We start from the raw sequence: 9,428 nt of genomic DNA on the forward strand, positions 1-9,428 counted from the left end.
TGAGAAAGAGGAGAAGTGAGTTGACCCAATCTGAACACTCGAGTTAGAAACGGGGTGACGTGAGCGCGTTAAGGATCAGGGTGTTCACGTTGGCCGGAATGGCTGTTCAACTTCGCCGGAATACGCAATTGTACCAGTGAAACATACTTCATGATCATGTGCGCAGCAAACCAACCGTCAAACAATGACTCGTGTAATTGTAAGCGATTATTAAAGGTAAGCACTAAGCAACAACTATCCAACAAGGATTCAATCCTATGGACCATTGAAAGTGAACTGAGTTCAGTTGGATGGGCTCAAAGGGGCTGTTCTTCGAACAGGTTGCATCGTGTACTGGGGGGTGGCCCGTTTGGGGTGTAGGCCATGGTCGAACTGGAGCGCCAACTGCGAAGTGTAACTGGTAGGAGCTACTTATCACGGGCCGTAGAACTGCCCCAGATTGGTTGCTACCTTATCTTAGATTGGAATGAAAATGGATAATGAGTGGAGCCTGCTTTATGCAGGCCACTATAATATATCTTAATGCCTTGAAAATGCGTTTATAAGTCTACCGTATAATTTATACCCTGCTTTGAAGTAATCTGGTTTTTTCCCAATTGCACTGATTTTATCCAAATCGATTGTACAGTTCCTGAACTTAGAATTAACTTTAGCTAGGTGCCCATACTCATAGATACTGTCAATTGATGGGAATTTGGTTGGCCACACTGTATTGACCCTGACACCGTAGGCATTTAGCAAAGGAAGTGCATAGGAGATGTGGCTGACCTTTTGAAGGTACCGTTCATTTAAAACGGCAATAACATCAGCACCAATGTGACTATTGACATAATATATTTCGATAGTGTCCGCTTGCGGGTAGTGAAATTGTATGACCTTTACTGGTATTCTGTCTATTTTATGGTGGCGACAAAAATTAACCCTATTTTTTCCCTCTCCTGCATAAATAACCCCTAGTTCTTTGGCGAGGTAATAATAAGCATATTTGCCATACTCGGGGGATGTAATTTGAGATATGATTTTTTCTTCATCACCTTTGCAATCTTCTGGCCACCAATGCCAGCTTCGCCCCAAAGTGTGAGGTATTGGAACTAATTTCACGCCAAGATCTTCATAATCTGGGTCAGATGGCAAAAAAGGGATAATGCTTTCCAAAAAAGTATCTCCTCCATAAGGGCCATCATACTCCCCGTATCGCTGTCTTCCATGTAGATCATTCGGTATTTCAGCGGGGTTACGGCGCCCGGTAAGGTCAATTTGATACTTCAAATCGGCAAAGTTTTTTGCCGCAGAAAGCACATCTGGGGATAGATATGATAAATCTAGTTCCTTAACTGAATCTTTAGTCATTAACTTGTGTCTCAACTATTTTTATACATTGTATATTTTTTTAACTCATGAGCCAATCGCTGGAATTCGTTGGTAAGTTTTTGCAGCCCGAAGTAGTGGAGGGATAGCGTTTCATATATCCACTTAGCTGTGATAATTAAATCACTAACGCCCTCTATACATAGTTGAGCGTTATCCACGCTCATAAAGGTTTTAACAAACTCCCCACGCCCATGGGTAAATAGAGAAAACTTTTCGTACTGAGCTAGATCCTGTTTAGTGAACTGCATAAACATGCCTTCCAGGCCGTTTTTCCCTTCCTCTCCGAATTTATCTAGTGCTGATGTCATCTTGAAGAAACTCGGGAAATCCTTTTCTCCTGAAATTAATGGTTTGACATCTGTTCCTTTCGGCTTCTCAATAACATCCAGATATATAGCCTTCGTGTATATTTCAAGAATAGAACGCAGAATGACGATAGCAGGAAAAGGCTTGCCTTCACCTATAAGGTGTAGAAAGGTTTCATAAAAATCGGTGCAGATTCTGAAATAAGCTCTGTTTAGGTTGAGGTAATCATCTTCCGATGGTGAAAGTTGCTTATTATTGAGCTTGCTAATCAGCTTGAAATTATTCATAGCTTCGTCAAACGAAGCTTGCAGCTCTTCAACGGTCATATTTCAATCCTGTCTATCTTCTGGTTAGTGTTCATGCTACCGCAAATCAAGGGGTGTTTTGAACAGGTGGTTTTTGTGCTGCACCAAGAACTCGGCAACCGCACCAGGGCATTTACACCAAGAGTTCTGAGGCGCCTACCGGCGTTGGAACCCCAGCCGATAGTTAGCAAGTCCTTGTCAAAGCGGCATTTGGTGCTTGTGTACAAACTTTATTGTCACTGCACAATTTGTTAGGCCTGATTGAGCCTTGATGTAACTCTACTTATTAAAATGATGCTTTGAAAAAGTAGCGTTTATAAAATAGGATAGTTGGCAGGAAAGTCCTTCATTTTTCACGGAGAGAACGCATGAGAGAGGTGCACTTCATTAGCCAGGTCGAGGCCGAAAAACTGGCGCCGGTTGCCGGTGCGGCGATGATCTCGATCACCGACCCGGACAAACCGGAGGCGGCCCTGGGAGATTGGCAACTCTTGTATCGGGACAGCTTTTACGATGGTGGCTACAGTGAGGACACCATCCGTACCATGAAAGGGTCTTTTCGGATGAGCTACGCATCCTACATTGACTCCCATCAGGCGAAGAACCTATCCAACTACATCGATGAGCTGGTGCAGAGCGGCATCAGCCAGATCTTTGTTCACTGCTACTACGGGGAATCCCGAAGTGGCGCGATTGCTTTGTATCTGTGCAACAAACATGGGTTCACCCCGAACAAGCCCATCACCAAACCGAACAGGACGGTCTACGATCTTCTCTGTCACCCCTTGAAATATGAACCACTGATACAGAGCTTTGAGGCACAAGATATTGCCCCACCCGAGGGTATTTACACCAAGATATGGGATTTATTCCTCGTGGCTATCGGTGTTCGGAGGTAACTTTGCACCAACGGAACAACCGCGACACCACTGAACTTTCACACGCGAAAGTCATTGTCTTGCCAGAACAAACCTCAGGTGGAGGCCTCCCGCAAGTCACCGGGGGGCTCAGAAGCGCACAAGATAATCCGGCAGTTGCATACCTGATCAGCCTTGGCTCCAGGCGCAGTCGGCAAACCATGGGCTCATTTCTCAGCATCGTTGCACGGATGATCGGGTACCAGAACCTGCGTGATTGCGCGTGGGAGTCGATGCGGCGGCATCATGTCCAAGCTGTGATCCAAATGCTCAGTGACTCTGACCGAGCGCCAGCTACGATCAATACCTACCTGGCAGCGCTGAAAGGAGTGGCCCTGGAAGCGTGGACAATGAAGCAGATTGATACCGACAGTTACCAGCATATCAAGCAGGTGCGTTCGGTGAGAGGCTCTCGTTTACCCAACGGGCGGGCCCTCGAAAAGCACGAGGTCAGAGCCCTTTATTTCACATGTGAAAACGATCGGAGCTCCAAAGGGCTGCGTGACGCAGCCATCCTTGCTGTTTTAGTCGGGTGCGGACTTCGACGCTCAGAGGTTGTCGCCCTCGATATGGAATGCGTCATCACCAGGGATCAGGCACTTCGTGTGCTCGGTAAGGGCAATAAAGAACGCATCGCCTATGTGCCTGACGGGGCATGGCAGCGGCTTATGCGGTGGGTGGAGGAGGTTCGTGGTGATCAGCCTGGATCGCTGTTTCAGCGGATCAGGCGGTTTGATGATGTCACCGCCGACAGAATGACTGACCAGGCTATCTATCACATTCTTGAAACGAGAAGGATTGAGGCGGGGCTGGAAAAATTCGCTCCTCATGATCTCCGCAGAACCTTTGCGTCGGCCATGTTGGATAATGGCGAGGACATTATTACGGTCAAGGATGCGATGGGCCATGCCAGTGTCACGACCACGCAGAAGTATGATCGCCGGGGGGATGAACGCCTGAAACAGGCCAGTCGGCGCCTCGAATTTTGAACTACTTGTGCACACCTAATCATGTGACACATGAATAAGTGGCTGTATATGATTTGGTCATCAGATAGTTGAAGATAGCGACCAACAGCTACAAGTGCCGCGGGCCACTGACCATGATCACCCTGCTGGTGGCCGAGCTCCGGTACACCACCAACACCGCCACCGGCAGCTGCCCATCGAGCACTAGGGCGCCGCGGGCCCCCGGCCATGATCACCAGCTGACTCACCTTCACCTTCACCTTGATATTTAACCTCTGTAGGGGTTATTATGAATTTAACCCCCATGGGGGTTACAATTCGGAGAAATTATCCCCCCTAGGGGATATAGCTAGAATAACCGTTGAAGGGGTTAGAAATGAAAGTAACATCTCCAGCCTTACTTGCGGCTGCGGTTCGTGACCAACGCAAGATCAGCAAGCTAACGCAGGCAGAGGCGGCGAAACAGGTCGGAATCAAGCAGACAACCGTCTCTGATTTTGAACTACGGCCAGAATCTACCAAGCTGGAGACGCTATTCAAGCTCCTTTCTGCTCTGGATCTGGAGCTTCATGTCGTGAAGCGGGGCTCAACATTGGACGATAATAAAGTCTGGGATAGGGAGTGGTAAGCCATGAGAATGCAGACGCTAAACGTGGCGATGAATGGTGAGATCGTAGGCACACTGTACCGAGATAACAGAGGGGCCATGTCATTTCAGTATGCCCCAGAGTGGATCTCGGAGCCAGGTTCACGCGCTATTTCCATGTCACTGCCTTTGAGTCATAGCAGGATCACAGGAAGTGAAGTCTTCAATTTCTTTAGCAACCTCCTACCTGACTCAGAGGCAATTATTGCCAGGATGCAGGCCCGGTTCAGCGTTGAGACAACACATCCATTTGATTTGCTGGCGAGTGTTGGCCGGGACTGTGTTGGAGCTATCCAGCTCTATTCCCCCGATGCTGACATCCCAACTGTAATGGAGACGCTTGCAGAGCCTCTGGATGACGCGCAGATTGAGCAACTGCTTGAAGGCTATCAGGAAGCTCCCCTTGGGATGGCGGAGGATGCTGATTTCCGGATCTCGATTGCCGGAGCCCAAGAGAAAACTGCACTGCTTTGGTACCAAGATTGCTGGCAACGCCCTCTGGGCAGTACGCCAACAAGCCATATTTTTAAGCTACCCATTGGCAAAATTGTTCAAAATAACATCGACCTCAGCGAGAGTTGCGAGAATGAATGGCTCTGTTTGCGCATTGCAAAGGCCTTCGGATTTGACGTCGCCAATGCGGATCTAGCCACGTTCGGCAAGCAGAAGGTGCTTGTCGTTCAGCGTTTTGACCGGCGCTGGTCGAAATCCGGCGAATGGCTTCTGCGATTGCCCCAAGAAGACTTCTGCCAAGCTCTTGGAATCGCCCCTGCGCTCAAATACGAGTCCCATGGTGGGCCAGGTATTGCTGATGCAATGAAGTTATTGTTGGGATCCAGACTTGCGGCCAAGGATAGAGAGCAATTTTTCAAGTCGCAGATCCTATTCTGGATGTTGGCCGCGATCGATGGGCACGGGAAGAACTTCTCCATCTTCATTGAGCCTGCATCGTCATTTAGGATGACTCCCCTCTACGATGTCATGTCTGCTTTTCCTATCTTCAAAAGCGGGGGAATTGCAGCTCAAAAGGCAAAGATGGGGATGGCGCTCCAAGGCAAAAACCGCCAATACCATTTTGCGATGATCCAGCCTCGTCATTTTATCAGTACCGCCGCCCATGTCGGGTTCCCACAAGATACCGCAGCTCAACTTATGCTCGAAATGGCTACCAAGACAGAGGCGGTGGTCGCCACAGTAGCCGCCGAGCTGCCAGCCGGTTTCCCAGAACACATTAGCAATACCATCTTCGATGGGCTAGCCAGCCAGGCGGCTAAGATCTTGAAGGGGGTAGCCAAATGAGCGAAGAAAACGATTTTGGTGAAAGCATCAAATTCTACTCTGATGGGCAACGGGATCCAGTCAAGCGGACAGGCCTGAACGTCCAGTACACAGTGACTCGGGCCAGCTACCCAACAATCAGTATTGAGGTAGCCCCTATCCCAGCAGCGGGAGTCAAACCTGACTGGCAGCGAAAGATCACCGTACAGCTGACGAGGGCAGAACTGACCGCGTTTTGCGGTGTTATGTTTGGGCTTCGAAAGGAGGCCACCGGCTCATACCATGGCGATGCAAACAACAAGAGCTGTGCGCTCTACAACAATGGTAAGTCTGGAGTGGCTCTAATAGTTAGCCATCGAGGAGAGCAGCTTCACCACTTCTTGTCTGCTGACGATCGGATGGAGGCCGCCGTATTTTTTATCCGGCGTTTGGCGGAAGCTTGGAAAGTAAGCTCATCCGATGCTATTGCTTTGTTACGGCAGGCTGCATGGATGGATAAGCACCTCATTTAAATGCACCACGATCGGAGTGGCATGAGTCCCGCATTGCGAGATAATAGGGGGGTTGGTTGCTACCCGATGTGACCACCATGCTCTTCTTGCCGCTCCCGTAGCGGCTTTTTTCGCCCAACAACGGCCCTTGGTGAACCCTATGCTCAGCAGACGTAAACCTCAAGAACTGGTGGTTAGTGAGTCTGATATTACTACCGCTCTGGCTCATCTTAAAACTCAGCCATATCGAACGTCATTACCAAAGCTCTGGGATCGCCTGCGTCTGTTGAACCGTGTTAGGGAGGTCGTTGGACCACGCCCAGAGCGAGATAAGTGCTACCAGGTAGGGGCTCGCCTATACGCGATAATTCAGCCATTTGCCGTTGATTTAATATCCGATGGCCAATATGACGATGATGGGCGGCTGCAAGTCTGTTTGTTGATCAGACCTTGTGGTACAGACCCAACCAGAGTCACAATCCTGTGAGAGTGTGTGTTGATGAAACATTATGAATTGGCAGATATTGACCCTCATGTTTGTGGCTTGGTGGCCGTATTACAACAAGCTGGGTACAAAACATTAGCATCTTGCCAAGGGCACGCTATTGGCGGCCACACACCCTACGTTTATTTCCAATGTTCTCTTGAGCAGGCGCAAGCGTTAGACAGAATGGTCTCGCAGTGTCGCGTGCTCTGCTTCCGTAGGGAGGTTACTGCACACTTTGGCCTTGCTGGATTGACTTGGTTGCTCCGTTCTCCAACGTGGGAAAAAGCCTCACAATGTGGTCATTTGGGATTGCTACCAGTCTTATGGGGCCGAGCTGGTCATCAACGGCTTGCAGAAGACCTGTATCAGCTGGCGCAACTGATTGCCAAAGAGCCTGTAGCTCCGCCTCATATCACAACGTGGCAGCACTGGCTTACGGTGGTCTATGATGTTTTCCGCATGGGGGGGGGCCGCTTTCGATTTGAACTTGGTCTATTCGTTGGGGTCTTGCTGGGATTGATGATGGCCTAAAGGTTTTTCGGCTACCGACTAAATCATAAGCTTGTCACTAATTCTTTATTGAGCAACATCTTGCTCGATTTTTAGCTAAAAACACCACTACAGCAATAAATGCCAGCAAAATCTGTAATTTTACGCAAAATATTGCTCATGGCGCGTTCACCAATTCAGGTTACCACCATAAGGCATTGTAAAATAAGGAAATAAAAACCTTATAAAATTAGGCATGGTTTGTGCTTTGGGCTAGTTGAGTGCTATCTCATTTAACCAGTTTCTTTAGGATCACACTATGCCAACCCCATGTTATATCAGCATCGAAGGTAAAACTCAGGGCAACATCACTGCCGGTGCCTTCACCTCCGATTCCGTCGGCAACATCTTCGTACAGGGCCATGAAGACGAGATGTTGGTTCAAGAGTTCAATCACCAGGTAACCGTGCCGACTGACCCTCAATCCGGTCAGCCTGCTGGTCAGCGCGTCCACAAGCCCTTCAAGTTCACCGTGGCCCTGAACAAAGCGGTGCCGTTGATGTACAACGCATTGGCCTCTGGAGAGATGTTGCCGAAAGTGACCCTCAAGTGGTTCCGCACCTCCGTAGAGGGCAAGCAGGAGCACTTCTTCTCTACCGTACTGACCGATGGCACCATCGTTGACATCGACTTCCAGATGCCGCACTGCCAAGACCCGGCGAAGTCTGACTTCACCCAGCTGATCCAAGTCTCTCTCGCCTACCGCAAGATTGACTGGGAGCACACCGTTGCCGGTACTTCTGGTGCTGACGACTGGCGTGCACCTATCGAGGCCTAAGAACCTCGCACCTTCATATCGCGATATTCCTTGCATCCTGTGGCCGATTTGCAACCGGCCTTTTATCCCGAGCTTTCTCCGGTCAGTCTTTGGCTGCCGGAGCTTTTATGTTTTGCCATCCCCCCGTTCTGACGTTTCGTGCGGAGTGATAGCAAAGCACACAAGAGGTTTGAATTATGTCTCCTTCCATTGCACTGCTCGGTGACATCGGCTCCGACCACGATGGCTTTCCACCAACCCCAGTGATCACCGCCAGCCCTGATGTCTTTCTCGATGGTAAACCTGTTGCCCGTCAGGGCGACCCGCTAGCACCCCACGACAAGCCCAACAACCCGCCCCATCCGCGCAGTATTGCTGGTGGCGTGGGATCGGTATTGGTCAACGGCAAGCCTATCGCGGTCACAGGCACCGCTGTGGATTGCGGCGGCGTGGTGATTGGTACTGGCAGTGGACAAGCAGGATAAGGAATAAGGGCATGGCACAGAGCACTGGATTACAATTCACCGCCAAGGTCGGCGCCTTGGCTGACAACACCTTCGCGGTCGCGAGCTTCAAGCTTGATGAAGGCTTGAATCGTCCTTTCAACCTCCACCTGGAGGTGGCCAGCCAGCAACCGGATATCGACTTTGGCGCCGTGCTGGATCAGCCCTGCGAGCTGCTGGTGTGGTACAACGGCGAGTTGCAACGCCGGGTTTGCGGGGTCGTGAGCGAGTTTGCTCAAGGGGACAGCGGTTTTCGCCGTACCCGTTACAGCCTGCAAGTCAAACCGGCCCTGTGGCGATTGGGCCTGCGCCAGAACTCCCGTATATTCCAGGCACAGAAGCCTGACGAAATCCTCAGTATCCTGCTGCAAGAGCACGGCATCACCGATTACGCCTTTGCCCTGAAAAACGAGCACGCCCAGCGGGAATACTGCGTCCAGTACCGCGAAACCGACCTCGACTTTGTGAACCGCTTGGCCGCCGAAGAGGGACTGTTCTACTTCCACGAGTTTGAGCAAGGCAAACACCGTATTGTCTTTGCCGATGATGCGGCGGCACTGACTACTGGCCCCGAACTCTTCTTCAACCTCGGCAACCGCTCGCTGGAACAGGGCGCGTATGTTCGCCAGTTCCACTACCGCGAATCAGTACGGTCCTCTGACGTAGAGCTCATGCATATTCCCACGCATGGCGATCGCTCAATAACATTCATGCCGATCACGTAATAACATCCATGCCGATCACTCAATAACATCCCAAGCCGATCACTTTTTACCCTCGATGGGAAACCATGATCGGCATCCATGTTATTGGTGACTTTTTCTCCCCGCTTCGTTAAACCCGCACTTTC

At 50.2% G+C, this 9,428-nt stretch carries 10 protein-coding genes and 1 pseudogene; 9 read left to right on the forward strand and 2 right to left on the reverse strand.

The features are described from left to right. Window positions 1–519 precede the first annotated feature (519 nt). Together C3418_RS21295 and C3418_RS21300 are read right to left on the reverse strand one after the other, a co-directional pair. A complete protein-coding gene (locus C3418_RS21295) occupies window positions 520–1,350 on the reverse strand; it encodes a hypothetical protein (RefSeq protein WP_258040157.1) in 831 nt (276 codons plus the stop codon). Between the two features lie 11 nt (window positions 1,351–1,361). Next, the gene (locus C3418_RS21300; protein WP_103859231.1) at window positions 1,362–2,003 is read right to left on the reverse strand and encodes a hypothetical protein; all 642 of its coding nucleotides are present in this window, start codon (window positions 2,001–2,003) and stop codon (window positions 1,362–1,364) included. A 347-nt stretch (window positions 2,004–2,350) separates the two neighbouring features. Here C3418_RS21300 and C3418_RS21305 point away from each other — a divergent pair, with 347 nt between their 5' ends. The 9 genes and pseudogenes from C3418_RS21305 to tssI form a co-directional block, all read left to right on the forward strand. Further along, window positions 2,351–2,881 (forward strand): hypothetical protein, encoded by a 531-nt coding sequence (locus tag C3418_RS21305; protein WP_103859232.1) that lies wholly within the window; start codon window positions 2,351–2,353, stop codon window positions 2,879–2,881. A 2-nt stretch (window positions 2,882–2,883) separates the two neighbouring features. Next, the gene (locus C3418_RS21310) at window positions 2,884–3,888 is read left to right on the forward strand and encodes a tyrosine-type recombinase/integrase (RefSeq protein WP_181023135.1); all 1,005 of its coding nucleotides are present in this window, start codon (window positions 2,884–2,886) and stop codon (window positions 3,886–3,888) included. Between the two features lie 355 nt (window positions 3,889–4,243). Continuing rightward, entirely contained in the window at window positions 4,244–4,495 is a 252-nt protein-coding gene (locus C3418_RS21320; protein WP_103859234.1) for a helix-turn-helix domain-containing protein, read from the forward strand. Window positions 4,496–4,498: 3 nt separating this feature from the next. Beyond that, on the forward strand, window positions 4,499–5,812 hold the full coding sequence (locus C3418_RS21325) for a type II toxin-antitoxin system HipA family toxin (protein ID WP_219812701.1): 1,314 nt from the start codon (window positions 4,499–4,501) through the stop codon (window positions 5,810–5,812). Next, complete coding sequence (locus tag C3418_RS21330; protein ID WP_103859235.1) at window positions 5,809–6,303, forward strand: hypothetical protein; 495 nt, start codon at window positions 5,809–5,811, stop codon at window positions 6,301–6,303. Before C3418_RS21325 ends, C3418_RS21330 begins: the two co-directional genes overlap by 4 nt. Before the next feature lie 478 nt (window positions 6,304–6,781). Then, window positions 6,782–7,300: a hypothetical protein gene (locus tag C3418_RS21340; RefSeq protein ID WP_244776800.1), complete on the forward strand. Its 519-nt coding sequence runs from the start codon at window positions 6,782–6,784 to the stop codon at window positions 7,298–7,300. 277 nt (window positions 7,301–7,577) lie between these two features. Further along, window positions 7,578–8,096 carry a type VI secretion system effector Hcp1 gene (hcp1, locus tag C3418_RS21345; RefSeq protein ID WP_103859238.1) on the forward strand — a complete coding sequence of 173 codons (519 nt, stop codon included), beginning with the start codon at window positions 7,578–7,580 and terminating at the stop codon, window positions 8,094–8,096. 176 nt (window positions 8,097–8,272) lie between these two features. Continuing rightward, window positions 8,273–8,560, forward strand: a complete 288-nt coding sequence (locus C3418_RS21350) for a type VI secretion system PAAR protein (protein WP_103859239.1) — start codon at window positions 8,273–8,275, stop codon at window positions 8,558–8,560. Between the two features lie 11 nt (window positions 8,561–8,571). Further along, window positions 8,572–9,249, forward strand: a pseudogene (tssI, locus tag C3418_RS21355) (type VI secretion system tip protein TssI/VgrG); the annotation flags it as partial. Window positions 9,250–9,428: the final 179 nt, after the last annotated feature.

Origin of the sequence: Aeromonas sp. ASNIH8 (genome assembly GCF_002919855.1) — a bacterium.
In the GTDB taxonomy this organism is placed as follows: Bacteria; Pseudomonadota; Gammaproteobacteria; order Enterobacterales; family Aeromonadaceae; genus Aeromonas; species Aeromonas caviae.